17 protein-coding genes and 9 tRNA genes are annotated in these 18,321 nt (G+C 44.8%); 9 read left to right on the top strand and 17 right to left on the bottom strand.

Annotated features, from left to right (window positions below):
* Nucleotides 1-311 precede the first annotated feature (311 nt).
* Complete coding sequence (argR, locus tag B9J84_RS08875) at nt 312-785, bottom strand: transcriptional regulator ArgR (protein WP_013857844.1); 474 nt, start codon at nt 783-785, stop codon at nt 312-314.
* A 325-nt stretch (nt 786-1,110) separates the two neighbouring features.
* Here argR and mdh point away from each other — a divergent pair, with 325 nt between their 5' ends.
* Together mdh and B9J84_RS08865 are read left to right on the top strand one after the other, a co-directional pair.
* Nucleotides 1,111-2,046 carry a malate dehydrogenase gene (gene mdh / locus B9J84_RS08870; protein ID WP_017043806.1) on the top strand — a complete coding sequence of 312 codons (936 nt, stop codon included), beginning with the start codon at nt 1,111-1,113 and terminating at the stop codon, nt 2,044-2,046.
* A 293-nt stretch (nt 2,047-2,339) separates the two neighbouring features.
* Entirely contained in the window at nt 2,340-3,746 is a 1,407-nt protein-coding gene (locus tag B9J84_RS08865) for a basic amino acid/polyamine antiporter (protein WP_094123973.1), read from the top strand.
* A 97-nt stretch (nt 3,747-3,843) separates the two neighbouring features.
* Here the strand turns inward: B9J84_RS08865 and ispB are convergent, their stop codons facing one another.
* Complete coding sequence (ispB, locus tag B9J84_RS08860; RefSeq protein ID WP_094123972.1) at nt 3,844-4,815, bottom strand: octaprenyl diphosphate synthase; 972 nt, start codon at nt 4,813-4,815, stop codon at nt 3,844-3,846.
* Between the two features lie 272 nt (nt 4,816-5,087).
* On the opposite strand from ispB, the gene rplU reads away from it, so the two are divergent.
* The 6 genes from rplU to folA all read left to right on the top strand — a co-directional run bounded on the left by rplU (nt 5,088) and on the right by folA (nt 8,952).
* Nucleotides 5,088-5,399: a 50S ribosomal protein L21 gene (rplU, locus tag B9J84_RS08850; RefSeq protein WP_010320620.1), complete on the top strand. Its 312-nt coding sequence runs from the start codon at nt 5,088-5,090 to the stop codon at nt 5,397-5,399.
* Between the two features lie 21 nt (nt 5,400-5,420).
* The gene (gene rpmA / locus B9J84_RS08845) at nt 5,421-5,678 is read left to right on the top strand and encodes a 50S ribosomal protein L27 (protein ID WP_010320621.1); all 258 of its coding nucleotides are present in this window, start codon (nt 5,421-5,423) and stop codon (nt 5,676-5,678) included.
* A 221-nt stretch (nt 5,679-5,899) separates the two neighbouring features.
* Nucleotides 5,900-7,072 (top strand): Obg family GTPase CgtA, encoded by a 1,173-nt coding sequence (gene cgtA, locus B9J84_RS08840; protein WP_010320622.1) that lies wholly within the window; start codon nt 5,900-5,902, stop codon nt 7,070-7,072.
* Between the two features lie 116 nt (nt 7,073-7,188).
* Nucleotides 7,189-7,950 carry a threonine/serine exporter ThrE family protein gene (locus tag B9J84_RS08835; protein ID WP_013857840.1) on the top strand — a complete coding sequence of 254 codons (762 nt, stop codon included), beginning with the start codon at nt 7,189-7,191 and terminating at the stop codon, nt 7,948-7,950.
* Complete coding sequence (locus B9J84_RS08830; RefSeq protein WP_013857839.1) at nt 7,938-8,426, top strand: threonine/serine exporter family protein; 489 nt, start codon at nt 7,938-7,940, stop codon at nt 8,424-8,426. Before B9J84_RS08835 ends, B9J84_RS08830 begins: the two co-directional genes overlap by 13 nt.
* Before the next feature lie 43 nt (nt 8,427-8,469).
* A complete protein-coding gene (gene folA, locus B9J84_RS08825; RefSeq protein WP_017045398.1) occupies nt 8,470-8,952 on the top strand; it encodes a type 3 dihydrofolate reductase in 483 nt (160 codons plus the stop codon).
* A gap of 46 nt (nt 8,953-8,998) precedes the next feature.
* On the opposite strand, the gene apaH is transcribed toward folA, so the two are convergent.
* The 6 genes from apaH to lptD are packed head-to-tail and all read right to left on the bottom strand — an operon-like array spanning nt 8,999 to nt 15,790.
* Complete coding sequence (apaH, locus tag B9J84_RS08820) at nt 8,999-9,814, bottom strand: bis(5'-nucleosyl)-tetraphosphatase (symmetrical) ApaH (RefSeq protein ID WP_094123971.1); 816 nt, start codon at nt 9,812-9,814, stop codon at nt 8,999-9,001.
* Nucleotides 9,815-9,825: 11 nt separating this feature from the next.
* A complete protein-coding gene (gene apaG, locus B9J84_RS08815; RefSeq protein ID WP_013857836.1) occupies nt 9,826-10,206 on the bottom strand; it encodes a Co2+/Mg2+ efflux protein ApaG in 381 nt (126 codons plus the stop codon).
* A 60-nt stretch (nt 10,207-10,266) separates the two neighbouring features.
* Nucleotides 10,267-11,073 (bottom strand): 16S rRNA (adenine(1518)-N(6)/adenine(1519)-N(6))-dimethyltransferase RsmA, encoded by an 807-nt coding sequence (rsmA, locus tag B9J84_RS08810; protein WP_013857835.1) that lies wholly within the window; start codon nt 11,071-11,073, stop codon nt 10,267-10,269.
* A 13-nt stretch (nt 11,074-11,086) separates the two neighbouring features.
* Entirely contained in the window at nt 11,087-12,079 is a 993-nt protein-coding gene (gene pdxA / locus B9J84_RS08805; RefSeq protein WP_094123970.1) for a 4-hydroxythreonine-4-phosphate dehydrogenase PdxA, read from the bottom strand.
* Nucleotides 12,069-13,364 carry a peptidylprolyl isomerase SurA gene (gene surA / locus B9J84_RS08800; RefSeq protein ID WP_094123969.1) on the bottom strand — a complete coding sequence of 432 codons (1,296 nt, stop codon included), beginning with the start codon at nt 13,362-13,364 and terminating at the stop codon, nt 12,069-12,071. Before surA ends, pdxA begins: the two co-directional genes overlap by 11 nt.
* A 56-nt stretch (nt 13,365-13,420) precedes the next feature.
* Nucleotides 13,421-15,790 carry an LPS assembly protein LptD gene (gene lptD / locus B9J84_RS08795; RefSeq protein WP_094123968.1) on the bottom strand — a complete coding sequence of 790 codons (2,370 nt, stop codon included), beginning with the start codon at nt 15,788-15,790 and terminating at the stop codon, nt 13,421-13,423.
* A gap of 149 nt (nt 15,791-15,939) precedes the next feature.
* Here lptD and djlA point away from each other — a divergent pair, with 149 nt between their 5' ends.
* Nucleotides 15,940-16,794 (top strand): co-chaperone DjlA, encoded by an 855-nt coding sequence (gene djlA, locus B9J84_RS08790; protein ID WP_017043798.1) that lies wholly within the window; start codon nt 15,940-15,942, stop codon nt 16,792-16,794.
* A 121-nt stretch (nt 16,795-16,915) separates the two neighbouring features.
* Here djlA and B9J84_RS08785 read toward each other — a convergent pair.
* The 9 genes from B9J84_RS08785 to B9J84_RS08745 form a co-directional block, all read right to left on the bottom strand.
* Nucleotides 16,916-16,991: transfer RNA gene (locus B9J84_RS08785), tRNA-Asn, on the bottom strand.
* Nucleotides 16,992-17,022: 31 nt separating this feature from the next.
* Nucleotides 17,023-17,098, bottom strand: a tRNA-Thr gene (locus B9J84_RS08780).
* Nucleotides 17,099-17,132: 34 nt separating this feature from the next.
* Nucleotides 17,133-17,208, bottom strand: a tRNA-Asn gene (locus B9J84_RS08775).
* A 15-nt stretch (nt 17,209-17,223) separates the two neighbouring features.
* Nucleotides 17,224-17,299 (bottom strand) — tRNA-Thr (locus B9J84_RS08770).
* 55 nt (nt 17,300-17,354) lie between these two features.
* Nucleotides 17,355-17,430 (bottom strand) — tRNA-Phe (locus B9J84_RS08765).
* A gap of 380 nt (nt 17,431-17,810) precedes the next feature.
* Nucleotides 17,811-17,886 (bottom strand) — tRNA-Asn (locus B9J84_RS08760).
* Nucleotides 17,887-17,922: 36 nt separating this feature from the next.
* Nucleotides 17,923-17,998, bottom strand: a tRNA-Phe gene (locus B9J84_RS08755).
* A gap of 6 nt (nt 17,999-18,004) precedes the next feature.
* Nucleotides 18,005-18,080: transfer RNA gene (locus tag B9J84_RS08750), tRNA-Thr, on the bottom strand.
* 55 nt (nt 18,081-18,135) lie between these two features.
* Nucleotides 18,136-18,211: transfer RNA gene (locus B9J84_RS08745), tRNA-Phe, on the bottom strand.
* Between the last annotated feature and the right edge of the window lie 110 nt (nt 18,212-18,321).

Raw genomic sequence — 18,321 nt, 5'->3', positions numbered from 1 at the left:
ACTTCAAGTTGTTTGGGTATCGGGGGAGTTTCCTCATCTAGAAACGGCATCTTTTTCAATCCGTATGTTGAAAAAGTGGCTAAATAATACCAAAAAATCGACACATAATTACAGGAATGTTAAAAAATGTAGCGAAATTGGCTATCAATAAGCGTCATTGTCAGAGCCAAAATATGGCAATAGCTTGCCTATCAAGGAGTTATTCCTCTTTCTGCTGTGACAACTTATTGCTGAAGATGTGAAGAGAATCACGCCGACTTGACTCAGTGTGATTCTACTAGAGAGTGAGATGAAATGCGTTTAGTGACAAATTACCCTGCGTAATCAAACAGATCACAGACTGAATCAAACAGCTGCTTTGTCGTTACGTTCAGTGTCGGTGTGATAAAAATGGTATCGTCACCGGCCACCACACCCAAGATGCCTTCTGATTTGCCCAGAGAATCAAGTAACCGAGCAATAAGCTGCGCCGCCCCTGGTCCGGTATGAATCACTACCAGCGCGGCATTGTGATCTATGTCTAGCACTAATTCACGCAGTGAACTTGATACGGTTGGTACACCGAGTTCAGCAGGAAGGCAGTAGACCATCTCCATTTTTGCGTTGCGAGTGCGTACCGCGCCAAATTTAGTCAGCATGCGAGATACTTTGGATTGGTTGATATTATCAAACCCTTCATTACGCAGGGCATCGACAATGTCACCTTGAGATCCAAAACGTTCTTCTTTTAATAGATTTTTAAAAGCACGAACCAGATTATCTTGCTTATCATTATTGTTGCGCATAGTTATCGTCTTCGATTAGCCATTTATTGCTGCATATTCTCGCATAGCTATGCAGTCATCGCCAAATTATCGTCCAAAAGTGTCTAAAAGGTCACTGTAAACTTTTATGTAAAACTTTGGTCGAATGGCAACTTAACTCTTTGTCGGTAAAGATAAACAAGGTCATAATTGCCATCGGTGCTGGAGCACGATTTTAGCGAATTGCGCGAGGTCGCAAAGCTAGCGTTAATTGATTGTAATCATATTGTGATTGCTATAGTTTTCTAGCTTAAAAATACCCTACACAAAAACATTTATAAGAGATTTATTCTCAAGGAGAACTACGATGAAAGTAGCTGTTATTGGTGCCGCTGGTGGCATCGGTCAAGCCCTAGCACTTCTACTTAAAAACCATCTTCCTGCTGGTTCCGATCTGGCGCTGTATGACATCGCACCGGTGACTCCGGGCGTTGCTGCCGATCTAAGCCACATTCCTACTCCCGTATCGATCAAAGGCTATGCTGGCGAAGATCCAACACCTGCGCTTGAAGGTGCGGATGTAGTCCTTGTTTCTGCTGGTGTCGCTCGTAAGCCGGGTATGGATCGCGCAGATCTGTTTAATGTTAACGCTGGCATTGTGAAAGCATTGGCTGAAAAGATTGCGGTTGTCTGTCCGAAAGCCTGTGTGGGCATTATCACCAACCCTGTTAATACAACAGTACCTATTGCAGCGGAAGTCTTGAAAAAAGCAGGCGTTTACGACAAGCGTAAGCTATTTGGTGTGACAACGTTGGATGTGATCCGCTCAGAAACGTTTGTCGCGGCGCTAAAAGATAAAAACCCTAGCGAGATTATTGTGCCTGTGATTGGCGGCCACTCAGGCGTCACTATCCTTCCTTTGCTTTCGCAAATTGAAGGGGTTGAGTTCACGGCCGAAGAAGTGGAAGCCCTAACTAAGCGCATTCAAAACGCAGGCACCGAAGTGGTGGAAGCGAAGGCGGGTGGCGGCAGTGCAACACTGTCAATGGGTCAAGCGGCTTGCCGTTTTGGCTTATCATTAGTCAAAGCACTACAAGGTGAACCAGGTGTTGTGGAATGTGCCTACGTTGACGGTGGTAGTGAGCATGCTTCATTCTTTGCACAACCGATTAAACTCGGTAAAGAGGGTGTCGAAGAAGTGTTGAGCTATGGTGCATTGAGTGCCTATGAACAAGCCGCGTTAGATGGAATGCTGACAACACTGAAAGGTGATATTCAGCTAGGTGTTGATTTCGCCAAATAAAGAATAACCTTATCTTATACAAAAATGCCGCTTGCTCATCCAAGCGGCATTTTTTATGGTTTTTACCAATATTTTTGTATGATGATGCTTTGAACTGTGTAATATGCGGTTTTTTTTACTGAGCAGTGCATTATTTTCGTCGTGAACTTACAAACTTTTTGATCCCTAGCAATGAATTTGACTATTGACTCACTATCTCAGTGACCGCGATCACATAGGGATTGATGTCTGGTAAATATGTTCTCTAAAATAGCGCCTTCCTCTAATGTGTAAACACTCACTGGATAGTTCCCATGGATAATAAGCTTGGTTTGGGCTCACTGACAGCACTGGTCATTGGTTCAATGATTGGCGCTGGTGTTTTTAGCCTGCCACAAAACATGGCCTCAGTCGCCAGCCCTTTGGCGGTAATGATCGGTTGGGGGATCACCGGCGTTGGTATGATCTTTCTCGCGCTCTCTTTTCAACAACTTGCCATCCATAAACCTCATATTAATAGTGGCGTATTTGGTTTTGCTCGAGAAGGATTTGGTGACTTTGCGGGTTTTTGTTCCGCATGGGGTTACTGGTTTAGCGCCATGGTGGCTAATGTCTCTTATCTGGTAATTGTTTTTAGTACCTTAGGCATGTTGTTTGATGCACCAGATAACGTGATGTTTGGGGCGGGCAATACGTGGCTTTCCATTGGGAGTGCATCGCTATTACTTTGGTTGGTGCATGCGTTGGTCAAAAAAGGAGTACAAACGGCCGCATTCATTAATCTGATTACCACCTTTGCTAAAATGATCCCTCTAGTGTTGTTCATCATTTGTGCCGCTTTTGCTTTTTCTTGGGACAAATTCACATTGGATTTTACAGGCTTACACTTCGGTATTGGCCATGATCTGTTGGATCAAATAAAAAGCACCATGTTGATCACGGTATGGGTGTTCATCGGAATAGAGGGAGCGGTTGTTGTGTCGAGCCGCGCTCGCCACCGTGCTGATATCGGTAAAGCGACTATTCTCGGTTTGCTTACAGCGTTGACCATTTATGTATTGGTCACGTTATTGTCGATGGGCGTGATTAAACCGGTTGAATTGGCGCAATATCAGAACCCTTCAATGGCCAAAGTGCTGACGACTATTCTTGGTCCTTGGGGTGAGTACATCATAGGTGTTGGATTAATTATTTCGGTATGTGGTGCTTTTCTTAGCTGGACGGTACTGGCCTCCGAAGCGCCATTTTTATGTGCTAGAGATAAGATGTTTCCTGCCATCTACGCCCAGCAAAACGAAGCGGGGAGCCCAGTAAAAGCGTTAACTCTAACCAATATTTGCATTCAGATCTCACTGATTCTGGTGATGTACGCAGGCAGTACCTACGATACGCTGCTGATCTTCGCTTCAGAAATGATCCTTGTTCCCTATTTTTTGATCGGCGCCTTTACGTTAAAGATCGCGATTGAACAGAAGAATAAAGGCAAACTTCTGGTGATAGGTTCTTGTGCCACCATTTATGGGATTTGGCTTTTGTATGCCTCTGGTTTGCACTATTTGATGCTCTCCGCGCTACTCTACTTACCTGGGCTCTATTTCTACATGAAAGCTAAACGAGAGCAGGGCATTCATCCTTTTCAAGGCAAAGAAAAGTTAGGAGCTTGTGCTTTAACGATCGTGGCTGTTTTTGCATTTGGCATGATTTGGCAAGGCGGGTTTTAAATAACGCTTAGAATCAAAAAGAGCCTCAATTGAGGCTCTTTTTGTAGCGGTGCATTTTTAGGCAAAGATCGATTCTTCGTCCAAGCTAGCTGCTGTTCTACTTTGTCCTATTCACAGCCATATGAGCTAGAGCTATCAGTGCTTGTTTATATTCACTTTCTGGCAGGATAGACAGCTCATTGATCGCTTTATCGGCTTCTTTTAGCGCTTTGTTGGTTGTGTATTCAAGCGAGCCTGTTTGTTTCATTGCCGCTAGAATCGCATCAAGCTGTTCCATGCCATTGGCTTTTTCAATGGCCTCACGGATCATCTCTTTTTGTTCGTGTGTACCATGCTGCATTGCGTACAATAGAGGAAGTGTTGGTTTGCCTTCCGCTAAATCATCGCCCACATTTTTGCCCATTTCACTGCCATCAGAGGTGTAATCCATCACGTCATCAATGAGCTGGAAAGCCGTGCCAAGGTACTTACCATAGTTCTGTAATGCCGTTTCAATTTCAGGAGAAGCATTACTTAATATCGCACCAATCTGGGTCGCTGCTTCAAACAAACGCGCCGTTTTCGAGTAGATCACCTGTAGGTAATTTTCCTCGGTAGTGTTTGGATCATTACAGTTCATCAATTGTTGCACTTCGCCTTCAGCGATAACGTTCACCGCATCGCTCATCAGCTCAAGGATCCTTAACGATCCTAGTGTAGTCATCATTTGGAAGGAACGCGTGTAGATGAAATCCCCCACTAACACGCTCGCTGCATTGCCAAATGCCGCGTTCGCTGTTGCCTTGCCACGGCGCATATCCGATTCATCGACAACGTCGTCATGCAGCAAGGTTGCCGTGTGTAGGAATTCAATAAATGCAGCGGCAGTCGTGTGCGCTTCACCTTGATAACCAAGGGCTCGAGCCGACAAAATAGCCAGCAAAGGACGCAGACGTTTCCCACCTCCGCTGACGATGTAGAATCCTAATTGATTGATTAAAGATACATCAGAGTTGAGCTGAGCTTGAATCGTTTCATTCACTTTTGCCATGTCATCGGCAGTAAGCGTTTGGATAGCTTTAAAATCCATGGTTAATCCGGCTGAAGTTAGAACCTATAAGGTGTTGTGTTCTTCTATAATTCTCGAATAATACACTAAAAAACGTTGATTAATACAAGGCTTAAAGGCATGATTGCGCCACTTTTCATTGGCGATTAGCTTTTCGCCAATTTTTTCAAAATATGGCTTGTCTTGGGGTACTCATTCGCGTAGAATCTGCGCCCTATTGATGATTAGTTTAGCGCACACCCAAATTGCTCAAATAAAAAGCATACGGCTGTGCGGAAAGAGCGGAGTAAAATATGTACGCTGTTTTCCAATCTGGTGGTAAACAACACCGTGTAAGCGAAGGTCAAACTCTTCGTTTAGAGAAATTAGACGTTGAAACTGGTGCAACTGTTGAATTTGATAAAGTTCTACTAGTTGCTAACGGTGAGCAAATCACTGTTGGGGCACCTCTTGTTGAAGGCGGTAAAATTACTGCTGAAGTAGTACAACACGGTCGTGGCGATAAAGTTAAAATCGTTAAGTTCCGTCGTCGTAAACACTCTCGTAAACAACAAGGCCACCGTCAGTGGTTCACTGAAGTGAAAATCACTGGCATCAACGCTTAAGTAATTTAGGAGAGTTTAACAATGGCACACAAAAAAGCTGGCGGTTCTACTCGTAACGGCCGCGATTCAGAAAGCAAACGTCTTGGTGTTAAGCGTTTCGGTGGTGAATCTGTTCTTGCAGGTAACATCATCGTTCGTCAACGTGGTACTAAGTTCCACGCAGGCACTAACGTTGGTATCGGTAAAGACCATACTCTTTTCGCTCTTACTGAAGGTAAAGTGAAATTTGAAGTTAAAGGTCCTAAAAACCGTAAATTTGTTAGCATCGACGCTGAATAAATTTATACCTAACTGAACTCAAAAGCCCTGCCGTTACGGTGGGGTTTTTTATTTATCAGCCGAACAGAAAAGAAGACACTCTAATCACTAGAGTTTCTCCTTATGTGTTCCAATTGTGGATAAAACGAAGGATGATCACGGTCGATCCTGAATGTGTATCTGCTAGAATTTATATCATTGTGTGACAATGATATCGCAACGCAAAGAGCGTGGAGTAACAAATGAAATTCGTTGATGAAGCGATAATTAAAGTCGAAGCGGGTGATGGCGGTAACGGTGTCGTGAGCTTTTGGCGTGAAAAATTCGTGACGAAAGGCGGCCCTGATGGCGGCGATGGCGGCGATGGTGGCGACGTTTATATCCAAGCCGATGAAAACTTAAATACCTTGGTTGATTACCGATTCCAACGCTTTTACGCTGCTGAGCGCGGCCAAAATGGTGGCGGTGCTAACTGTACAGGTAAGCGCGGTAAAGACATTACTTTGAAGGTGCCTGTTGGGACTCGAGCGGTTGACATTCACACCAATGAAGTTGTGGGTGAAGTTGCAGAGCATGGCAAAAAAGTGATGGTCGCTAAAGGTGGCTGGCATGGTTTAGGTAATGCTCGCTTTAAGTCATCCGTTAACCGTGCACCACGCCAAAAAACCATGGGTAAAAAAGGTGAGGTGCGCGAATTACGCCTTGAGCTTTTACTGTTAGCTGACGTGGGGATGCTGGGCTTGCCGAATGCGGGTAAATCAACCTTTATTCGTTCTGTTTCAGCAGCGAAGCCAAAAGTCGCTGATTACCCCTTCACTACGCTGATCCCAAGTTTGGGTGTCGTGAGTGTGGTTCCTGAGAAAAGTTTCGTGATCGCTGATATTCCGGGCTTGATTGAAGGCGCGGCCGATGGTGCTGGTTTAGGTATTCGCTTCTTAAAGCACTTAGAACGTTGCCGAGTGTTGCTGCATATGATCGACATTCTTCCTATTGATCAAAGTGATCCTGCGCAAAATGCGCTGACCATCTTTGATGAGCTAGAGCAATACAGTGAAAAAGTGTCGCAAAAACCTTGTTGGTTGGTATTCAACAAAGTTGATCTGATGCTTGAAGAAGAAGCCGATGAAAAGATCCAAGAGATCTTAGATGCGCTAGCTTGGGAAGGGCGATACTTCAAAATTTCGGCAGTAAACCAACAAGGTACGGCGGATTTGTGCCGTGAGTTGGCTGACTATATGGAAACGTTACCTCGTGAGCAGGAAGAGCTCAGTGAAGCTCAGAAAGTCGATTTCATGTGGGATGATTACCATAAAGATGAGATGAACAGCCAAAATGTGATCACTGAAGATGGTGATGACTGGGATGATTGGGACGACGAAGAAGATGACGGTCACGTTATCTATGTTCGTGATTAATTTTCCTGAATGGATTGAGCCGCAATAATTATTGCGGCTTTTTTATAGCTAAATCATATTTAAAGCACCCAATTTCGGGCACACTATTGGGCTTTTAGGACGTTCGGAAAGGAATCATGACATCCAAACAGAGGCTTGTTTCTCGATTGATCGCCCAAGCTGGGCAAATGTTGTTGGCTCATGGTGCGGAAAGTACACTTGTGGGCGATATTATGCGTCGCATGGGAGCGGCGTGTGGCATGAGTGAAGTGGAAGTATCGCTCTCGGCGAGTTCACTTGTGCTAACCACGGTTTATGATGGCCATTGCATTACGACTGCGCGCCGTTGTCCTGATCGTGGGATCAATATGCGGGTAGTGACGCAAGTCCAGCGCATCTGCATCATGATGGAAAAAGGGATTTTAGATTATTCCCTGGCGCAGAAAAAACTTAATCAGATCAGCCCTGAACGCTACAACCGTTGGTTGGTTGTGGTAATGATTGGTCTTTCTTGTGCTGCGTTTGCTCGTTTAGCTGGCGGAGATTGGACGGTGTTTACGATGACGTTCATTGCTTCTGCGGCGGGTATGATTGTGCGCCAAGAGATTGGGCATCGCCAATTTAATCCGCTCGTCAACTTTACGGTGACCTCATTTGTCACTTCGATTATTTCAGCGCAAGCTATCATCTACCAGCTAGGCAATAAACCAACCATTGTGATGGCTTCTTCTGTACTGATGTTAGTCCCCGGTTTTCCTTTAATTAATGCGGTCGCGGATATGCTTAAAGGTTATATCAATATGGGTATTGCCCGTTTTGTGATGGCAAGTTTGCTTACGTTGGCAACGAGTTTGGGCATCGTTGCGGCGATGAGCGTGACGGGTGTATGGGGGTGGTAGCGATGGATTGGATGAATTTATTACTCGGTTTAGCCAATGACATGTTTTTTGCTGCAATCCCAGCCGTTGGTTTTGCTTTGGTGTTTAATGTTCCTGTACCAGCCCTAAAATATTGTGCGTTAGGTGGTGCGATTGGTCATGGCTCACGTTACTTAATGATGCAATTTGGAATTCCCATTGAGTGGGCGACTTTTTTTGCTGCAACTATCGTTGGAATGATTGGCGTGCGTTGGTCGCGTAAATTTTTAGCTCACCCTAAAGTGTTTACGGTAGCGGCTTTGATCCCAATGGTTCCCGGGGTTTTTGCCTTTAAAGCGATGATTGCAATGGTTGAAATTAACCATCTTGGTTTTACGCCAGAGCTGCTGGCGATACTGATGGATAATTTTTTAAAAGCGATGTTTATTATCGCGGGCTTAGCGGTTGGCCTTGCGGTGCCGGGTTTGTTATTCTATCGGCGCAAACCCATAGTGTAAGGGCATGGGCTATCTTTCGTGATGACACTTTAGGATCTTATTTATGATCATCAGCATGATTGCCGCGATGGCAGACAACCGGATTATTGGTAAAGACAATCAAATGCCATGGCATTTACCGGCAGATTTTGCATGGTTTAAACGCTGTACGTTGGGCAAACCAGTGATCATGGGGCGAAAAACTTATGAGTCTATTGGTCGCCCGTTACCTGGTCGCCATAATATCGTGATCAGTCGTGATGCTTCATTGGCAATTGAAGGGGTAAGTATTGTCTCTTCGATTGAAGAAGCCATTGAGGTTGCGGGTCATGTGGATGAAGTGATGATCATTGGTGGCGGCTCTATCTATCAAGCCTGTATGCCACAGGCCAATAAACTATACCTCACCTTTATTGACTTAAATATTGAGGGAGATACGCAATTTCCCGAGTGGGGGAGTGAGTGGCAAGAAGTTCATCGTGAAATGTATCAAGCGGATGACAAAAATGCTCACAACATGCAGTTTGTGGTTTTTGATAAGCAATAGGGGATTTCGGAGCGATATTAAGCAACGATCCGAATCTTTTTATTCGTTAGCCTTTACGGGTTAACGCTGGTTGAGTGAAGTAGTGTTTATCTTCCCAGCGTAGCATGGTCAAACATCCTCCCCACACACAGCCAGTATCAAGCCCTATCGCTTCGTCGCTGCGGTAACCTTCTAACGCAGCCCAGTGGCCAAATAGGACTGTTTTATCGAGTTTAAGGCGTTTGGGTAGGGCAAACCACGGTAACAATTCTTCATCTTTTATTTCTTGAGGGGGAAGTTTGCACGCCATATCAAGACGCCCATCAGCAAAGCAAAAACGCATCCGAGTATAGGCATTGATGGTATAGCGATAGCGGTCAATCCCTTCTAGCTTCAAGCTCCACATATCAGGTGTGTTGCTGTACATCTGCTCGATAAGCCAACGCCAACGATCGCTTTGTAAAATACTTTCGACTTCTTTTGCTGCTTGACGTGCAGTTTCAAGATCCCACAGAGGAGAAATCCCCGCATGGCACATGACAAAGTCAGCATGTTCAGCGAGGAGCGGTTGATGGCGCAACCAAGTGAGCAGCTCTGTTGCATCGTTCGCTTGTAATATGGGTAAGGTTTTATCACGAGGTTTACATGGGTGGATGCCCAGCGAGACGGCCAGTAGGTGAAGATCGTGATTGCCTAGAACGATACGCGCCGAACTACCCAATTGTTTGATAAAACGTAGCGTTTCTAGAGATTTAGGGCCTCTTGCTACTAAGTCGCCAGCTACCCACAGTGTGTCTTGTTGTGGTTGGAATTGCACTTGAGCCAATAAACACTGTAGTTCGTCAAAACAGCCTTGAATGTCGCCGACAATATAGTTCGCCACGGCTACCTCTTTTAATTTAAAACATTAGGAATAGCGAGACGAAAAGGCTCAATTTCAACAATAAATTCAGCGTCCGCTTCATCTAACATAATGTAATGACCTTGCATAACACCGACTGGCGTTTCCAACGCCGTACCACTGTTATAGCGGTACTCATCATTGGGCAAGATAATCGGTTGTTCCCCGACCACGCCATCACCTTCCACAGACATCTGTTTGCCATTCGCATCGGTAATTAACCAACGGCGGCTCATCAGTTGTACCTGCTGGTTGCTGAGATTACGGATGGTGATCACATAGGCAAAGATATAGCGGTGTAAATCGGGATTGGACTGCTCGGGGAGATACTGGGTATGGACTTGGATTTTGATACAAGGTTCAGAGATATCCATGTTAACTCCTTGTTTTTATAGATGAGCGATAGACATTGGCCGTTTATCGCTCAATCGTTATTAGGCGTGATGAGCGTCTAACCAGTTTGCCATAGCAACAAACTGTTCAAGTGTTAGGTTTTCCGGGCGCATGCCAGGGTTGACCCCAAGTTCTTCTAGCGTTTCCACCTCAATCAAACCTTTGTAGCAGTTGCGTACGGTTTTACGACGTTGGTTAAAACCATCTCGGCAGACACGCTCTAACCATTTCATGTTTGTCGTGGGATGCGGCAGTACTTCATAAGGCACCAAGCGCACCACGGCTGAATCAACTTTCGGTGGCGGTACAAAGGCCGTTGGCGGAACTTCTAACACAGGAACCACTTTGCAGAAATACTGCGTCATAACCGTTAAGCGCCCGTAAGCTTTACTGCCGGGACCAGCAGCTAAACGGTTGACCACTTCTTTTTGCAGCATGAAGTGCATATCTTGAATATCTTTATGGAATTCAAATAAGTGGAACATTAATGGCGTTGAAATGTTGTATGGCAAGTTGCCGAAAATGCGCAGTTTATTATTCGGCTTCACCAACTGCGTAAAGTCAAAGCGCATCGCATCGCCTTCGTGAATCGTCAATTTACTCGATAATTCTGGGTGGTTGCGCAGGCGCTCAGCTAAGTCACGGTCTAGCTCAATAACAGTGAATTTATCCACTTCGCGGCCGACTGGCTCAGTTATCGCTCCAAGACCGGGGCCGATCTCAACCAAATTTTGTCCCGGACGAGGGTTAATCGCAGAGACGATGCCATCAATAATGTATGGATCGTTTAGGAAGTTTTGACCAAAACGTTTACGCGCTTTGTGCCCTAAGTGGACATCATTTCTCATAGTTTTCTCGAAATTAATTAGGTTTCTTTTCTACCAAGTCAATCGCGTAGGCGAGTGCTGTTCTAAAGCTCCCTGTATCCGCAAGCCCTTTCCCTGCCAATTCGAGTGCGGTGCCATGATCGACCGATGTTCTTATAAAGGGTAGACCAAGAGTAATATTTACTGAACGACCAAAGCCTTTGTACTTTAATACGGGCAGGACTTGGTCGTGATACATGCCTAAAACAGCATCGGCATCTTGCAAGTATTTGTCATTGAAGATGGTGTCGGCTGGTAGTGGGCCAATCAAATTAATGCCATCTTGCTGACGAATTTTTTCTAGTGTTGGAGTGATGGTTTCTATCTCTTCACGGCCCAGACAGCCATCTTCTCCTGCGTGTGGGTTTAAACCACACACATAAATTTTGGGTTGAACAATGGCAAATTTTTCCACCAAATCTTTATGCAAAATAGTGATGATTTTTTCTAACCGCTCGACCGTTACTGCCTTTGATACATAAGCCAGTGGAATATGTGTTGTCACTAGCGCGACTCTCAACCCTTCTGTTGCGAGCATCATAACCACCAGTGGAGTATTAGACTTTTCTGCAAAGAATTCAGTGTGGCCGCTAAATGCAACGCCAGCTCGGTTGATCACCCCCTTGTGCACAGGGCCGGTGACAATAGCATCAAATTCATCATTCATACAGCCTAAAGCGGCTCTTTCTAATGTATTTAATACATAATGTCCATTGGCTTCATTCAGTTTCCCCGTTATCACCGGTGCGCCGAGGGGAATATGATCCACTACTAACCGTCCCGCTTGCTGTGGTTTTGGTGCAGAGGTGACTGAGTAGTCTTCCAATATAACGTCAATATTGAGCTCTTTAGCGCGCTCTGCAAGCAAGCTTTTGTCCGCGCATACCACCAGTTGATGTGCCCAATCTTCTTTTGATAAGGCCAGCACCAAATCTGGGCCAATACCCGCGGGCTCGCCAGCGGTAACCACGATGCGTTTAATTGTCATCTTGGTTGTCCTGTATAATTTCGACAAAGGCACTGGCACGCATTTCTTGTAGCCATGCGCTGGCTTCTTCATTGAATTTTCGATTAAAAAGAATGCGATAAGCTTTGTTTTTCAGTGCAGAGTCGGTGCGGTCGACTTCACGGCGATCAAGCACTTCGACAATATGCCAACCATGAACGGTTTTAAAGGGTTCGCTGATTTGTCCAACCGATAATGTTTCGATTTGATGTTGAAACTCCGGCACGTACAGATCCGGTGTTTGATAACCCAATTCGCCATTTTGCGCCGCAGAGCCGGGATCTTGGCTGTATTGCTGCGCCAATTCACCAAAGGTCGCTTCACCTGCCTTAATGCGACGAATGAAGTCATGTAGCTCTTTTTGTACGCCGTCATCGCTTAAAATGACCGTGGGTTTGATTAAAATATGGCGTGCATTAACTTCCGTGACCGCGACGGTTTCTAATCCTTTGACGTCATCAATTTTAAGAATGTGGAAACCGACGCCACTGCGAAATGGCCCAATAATAGAGCCTTTGTTTTGCATTTTGATTTGGTCGGCAAAAATTGTCGGCATTTCTTCTTTGCGCATCCAGCCCCAATCACCACCTTGCAGCGCTTTCGGACCTTTTGAATAGGTATAAGCCATGGTGCTGAAATCTGCTCCTTGGTTGAGTTTTTCGACTAAGGTTTTGGCTTGCTGTTCTACTGCGGCCTTATCTTGAGTGTCGTCAACACGCAGTTGGATGTGGCTGATTTTATATTGCACCGTTGCATTGGTTTCTTGCGCAAGAATATTAGCTAAGTTGTCCACCTCGTCCGGTAATATATTGATCCGGCGACGAACTAAAGCATTGCGCGCTTCACTTGCTGCAATTTCTTTACGTACTTGTTCGCGAAATTCGGCATAAGTCAGCCCTTCAGCAGTAACAGAAGCGTTAAGCTGTTCTAGGGTTTGATTATTGTTTTTCGCGATGTCGGCGATCGCGTCACTGAGTCGGTTATCGTCAATGCGCACGCCAATGCGTTGTGCTTCTTGTTGCTGAATGGTATCAATAATCAATTTTTCAACCACTTGCTCACGCAGCACTGTGTCTTCGGGTAGCGTTTGACCATTTTTCTTTGCATTAATGGTCAAGGTTTTTAATGCACCATCAATGTCACTCTGTAAAATAACGCCACTATTGACGATGACGGCGACGCGATCGAGCTCAACAGGAGTAGCGGATGCGGTGTTTAGGCTTAATGTTGCCATCAATCCAATCAGTGTGTGTTTCCACAATTTCATTTGTAGTCCTATCAAAATGAGCAAGGGCCTTTACGCTTAAGCAAAGGCCGGATAAATTAGTTGTTTAGGAAAAATGGACGACCATAACTTAATGAATTTCCAGCGCTGTCTACGCCCGTCGTTCCGGAACCTGCACCAATCGTGGTGCCAAAACCGACAATACCAAAGTTCAAACTAAAGTTATTTTCGTAGAGTGGCGTAGCATTAGGGTCAGTAACAAAATCACCATCCCATTTCCGCAGTTGATTACTATAAGTAAAACCAATATACCAACAATCTGAGGTGTAGCTTAGGTTAGCCAGCCACTCCAGGCTCTTTTCCGTGGTTAAATCGTAGAAGTACTGTCCGCTAGCATTCCACTTTTTGGCGATCTGATACCCAGCCAATAAACCAGCTTGTGAAATGCCATCTTTGGTAATGGCATTGATATTGGTAATTGTATCGCCAACGGTATTATCAATATACTCTTTGGTGACGTAACGATAGTTAGTTTGAATGTATCCAGAACCCACTCTGTACTCGAGAGTACTATTGGCGAGCTGCATCGTACTGCTGTCTATGTCGTACTGAACCCCGCCATGGTAGAAGAGTAAATCATCATAGTTGAAGTCCATTTCGACGGCCCAAGCCGAATAGTTGGAAGTGTTGGCTGAATTATCTCCCTCATTAGGGGAGGAATTCTTGAGATCTTTTTTGAGGTAAAAAATCTGGCCAAAAGAGATATTTAAACGTTCTTTATACTGATCGTCGAAAAACCGTGAAGAGGCACCGTAGCTGATCTGATTTGCTGGGGCAATATAATCGACACCACTGTATTTACGGCTGCGGAATAAACCATAATAATCGGTTTGCAGTAGCGTTGTATCGTACAGCCCGATATTGCGCTGATCTTCTCTCGGTACGTACAGGTACTGAATCTGCGGCTCAAGTGTCTGCGTATAATCATCAAACAGAACCGTATCTCTTTCCAGTACTAATCCCGCATGAGTTCTAAATTCCGGAATGATGCGTGAAACGCTCTCTTTTAGGTCTTTATAATTATCCGAATTGAGGTCAACACCGCTGAGATCTTGTTGGTAATAAGTACCAAGCACTCGCGCTTCGGTTGTCCAAGTGCCCCAGGTGTTACTGAGAGGAATGGTAAAGCCTGGTTCAATGTGCGCTCGGGTGGCTGCAGGTTTTCCTCTTGCATCGGTTTCAAAACGCGATAGATGGCTCACCATATCAAAGTTCAAATACGGTAATAATTCGGGGGCATAGTAATTAAACGCAATCTGTGGCATCAAGCGATAGGGTTGGTTGGTGCTAGTTTTGTCTTCTGTAAGCAGCTGAAAGTCGCGAACCAGTATCGATGAATCCCAATTGTGGGTCCGGTAGGTGGCTTTACCTTCTTGGATAAGCTGACCATCTTCTCTGTTACCGATACCTGAGTCTAAATCACTAAAGTAGCTAATGTCACTGACTTGAGAGTAGTCAATTTCAAACTTCCAAGCTTGGTTGAAAATACCACTGTGTTGGTATTGGAAGCCCCAGCGGCTGCCCTTTTCCGGATGTTTTTGATCATCAGGTAAATATTCAGATTTAATGTTACCTGTACCAAAATCATTCAGATAACGGAATTCACTGTTTAATTGCGTACCGCGTTCTTGCATATATTTAAAGGTCGTTTCTAGGTCATAGTTTGGCGCTAAGTTCCAATAAATAGGTACTTGGGCTTCAAAACCATCGCTAGAACCGTAAGAAACGGTAGGGTATAAAAATCCCGTTTTACGTGTGTCGCCAATCGGTACCGTAAGAAATGGCAGATAAAAAATCGGAATATTTTGAATCTCGAAGCGCGGATTATAAAAAGTGGCTTGCTCTTCATTTTGGTCAATATCAATGCTGGATGCTTTTAATCGCCATGCATTATTGCCTTCAGGGCAAGAGGTAATCGAACCATCTTCTATCTCATAAACGGCCTTACCTGTTTTGGAAATATACACAGCTTCACCACGGCCGGGTTCACACAAAAATTGATATTTTGTGTTCTCTAATGTCATTAAATCCGTATTAAGATTGTTGGTGGCTTTGTCAGAAATGGTCCTTACTTCACCGTCACTGAAGTTGACATTACCTTGCGCAACCACAATATTATCTTTCTGATGCAGGGTAACGGTATCCGCTAGAATGCGTTTTTTACCTTGAACAACGACCACATTGCCTGAGTAGTTTGCGCGTTCACCGTTCACGGCTTCTAGCGTATCAGCCTCGACATTAATCGGTTGCTGACTTGAGTTTTCTGCTTCAGGTTCGTTGATCAAACATTGATCTATAGCGGGCATTTCCTGCACACTATTGTCTAACATAGCTTCTGCTTGAGTCTGTGGCACAAAAAGAGCTGCGCTAATTGAAGCGGCTAACAAGGTGCGGGAAAAACATGACATCGAGTTGTACTATCCTGTTTGAACTTGATTGATTCGGAAGATGGATGGCCGAATGTAAAATAAAACGTTTCTTATCATAAAGGAAATTGAAGCTCCCGGCACTATCAGACCGCTTTACTCCTGAAAAATTCATAGATTGAGAGCACATAATGCATATTTTTGGCAAAATTCTTGGCGCTTTTTTTGGCTTCTTATTTGGAGGACCGTTTGGCGCATTTTTTGGTTTGTTTCTCGGGCATCAATTTGATAAAGCTCGTCGTTTGAATCAAGCGGGGTTTAAAACTAGCTCATTTGGTTCTGGGCCAAGCCAAACCGAGCGACAAGACGAATTTTTTAAAGCCGCTTTCGCGGTCATGGGCCATGTTGCTAAAGCGAAAGGGCAAGTCACCAAAGAAGAGATCCAGCTAGCTACCATCATGATGGAGCGTATGAACTTACATGGTGAGCAACGTAAAGCGGCTCAAGATGCGTTTCGTGAGGGGAAAGAGAGTGGCTTTCCTTTAGAGGAAGTGTTGGAGCGTGTGCGCCTTTCGACGGGTGGACGCTTTGACTTGTTGCAATTTTTCCTCGAATTGCAAATATCAGCCGCGTTTGCCGATGGGGATGTTCACCCTAGCGAGCGCAATGTACTGCACAAAATCGCTCGTAGTTTAGGTTTCTCATCCGATCAACTGGAAAGACGCTTGCGTATGCAAGAAGCGGCCTTTCGTTTTCAACAAGGCGGAAATTTTGGTGGCCAACAGCAAGGCTACCAGCAATCTGGGCAGTGGCAACAAGCTGCGCAAGCTGAACGCCTCACTGATGCTTACGATGTGTTAGGCGTGAGTAAAGATGCGGATGCTAAAGAGATTAAACGTGCCTATCGCAAATTGATGAATGAGCATCACCCAGATAAATTGATGGCCAAAGGCTTACCACCAGAGATGATGAACGTTGCGAAAGAAAAATCGCAAGAGATCCAAAATGCGTACGATTTGATTAAGAAAGAGAAGGGTTTTAAGTAACCGGCTATCGTGAATTACCGCGAACGTTCCAATCGATTGAGCTGGTGCAAACTGGCTCTTTTTATTATGAGCATACGCAAGACACAAAAAAAGCCAAGTTTGAAAACTTGGCTTTAGAAAGTGGCTCCCCCTGCAAGACTTGAACTTGCGACATACGGATTAACAGTCCGCCGTTCTACCGACTGAACTAAGGGGGAACAGAATGTTTGCTTATCTTATGCAGATAAATGGTGCCGACTACCGGAATCGAACTGGTGACCTACTGATTACAAGTCAGTTGCTCTACCTACTGAGCTAAGTCGGCGCCGAATCAATAAGCAGTGCTCATTGATGAAAAGTGGCTCCCCCTGCAAGACTTGAACTTGCGACATACGGATTAACAGTCCGCCGTTCTACCGACTGAACTAAGGGGGAACAGGTTTTAAAGAATGGTGCCGACTACCGGAGTCGAACTGGTGACCTACTGATTACAAGTCAGTTGCTCTACCTACTGAGCTAAGTCGGCACATTTTTATCTTTAATTTTATTGTCTGTGCTAGGCACCAACAATTTAGAAACTGTGGTGCCCGGAGGCGGAATCGAACCACCGACACGAGGATTTTCAATCCTCTGCTCTACCGACTGAGCTATCCGGGCGACGGGGTGTATTAAAAGGTTTTTCGCATTTAACGTCAACAGTAAAATGCAAAAAAAATGTCGTTTGTTGTTTTTCTATACTTAGTGACTCGTTTTTGCCCATTTTCGTTAAAAATTAGTGTCAGATTAGATAGGGAAAGAGGCGTTGAAAAGAAAATAGGAGCTTTGAATGGAGCAAATAGCGAATAAAAGCGCGTTGAAAAACACACGTTTATCCGCTTGGTTACACTAAAGGAGCAAACTCACCAGACTGGTTTTAGTTTTTGACGGAAAATGGACTGACCCATAATTTAATCGTTGTAGAGGTAATCGCTGTAGAGGGGATTGGATAAATATGACAGGTAATAAAAAAGCCAAGTCGTTAGACTTGGCTTTAAAAGTGGCTCCCCCTGCAAGACTTGAACTTGCGACATACGGATTAACAGTCCGCCGTTCTACCGACTGAACTAAGGGGGAATTATCTGTGTAAGTCTAAGACTTCGCACCAAATAATGGTGCCTCGAGGCGGAATCGAACCACCGACACGAGGATTTTCAATCCTCTGCTCTACCGACTGAGCTATCGAGGCAATAAATGGTGCCGACTACCGGAATCGAACTGGTGACCTACTGATTACAAGTCAGTTGCTCTACCTACTGAGCTAAGTCGGCGCACTTTATTTATTGCTTGCTGCTACTTTAACAAAAGCACCAACAATTTAATTTGTGGTGCCCGGAGGCGGAATCGAACCACCGACACGAGGATTTTCAATCCTCTGCTCTACCGACTGAGCTATCCGGGCAACGGAGCGCTATTAAACGGATTTTCCCTTCAATCGTCAACTGCTTTTTGGAAATATTTTGAAAAAACGGTTTGTTTGCTGCGAATTTAGACAAAGCTGCGCTTTTTTAT

Origin of the sequence: Vibrio sp. V03_P4A6T147, assembly GCF_002241085.1 — a bacterium.
GTDB lineage: Bacteria > Pseudomonadota > Gammaproteobacteria > Enterobacterales > Vibrionaceae > Vibrio > Vibrio anguillarum.
Note: the sequence above shows the minus strand (reverse complement) of the source record. Positions and strands in the feature narration are given on the sequence as shown.